Source organism: Streptomyces sp. NRRL F-5755 (assembly GCF_001279365.1).
Lineage (GTDB): Bacteria > Actinomycetota > Actinomycetes > Streptomycetales > Streptomycetaceae > Streptomyces > Streptomyces rimosus.
In genome coordinates, this window is the sequence record NZ_LGCW01000236.1 from 1 (window position 1) to 247 (window position 247).

The 247-nt window shown below is 57.9% G+C and carries 1 rRNA gene; it reads left to right on the forward strand.

Annotated elements, in window-relative coordinates:
* Positions 1–247 (forward strand): 23S ribosomal RNA (locus ADK86_RS19230); the annotation flags it as partial.

A 247-nucleotide genomic window follows, 5' to 3' on the forward strand; every position in this document is an offset into this window, starting at 1 on the left:
TGGGTAGGGGAGCGTCGTGTGCCGGGTGAAGCAGCGCCGGAAGGTAGTTGTGGACGGTTCACGAGTGAGAATGCAGGCATGAGTAGCGATACACACGTGGGAAACGTGTGCGCCGATTGACTAAGGGTTCCTGGGTCAAGCTGATCTGCCCAGGGTAAGTCGGGACCTAAGGCGAGGCCGACAGGCGTAGTCGATGGACAACCGGTTGATATTCCGGTACCCGCTTTGAAGCGCCAAACATCGAATC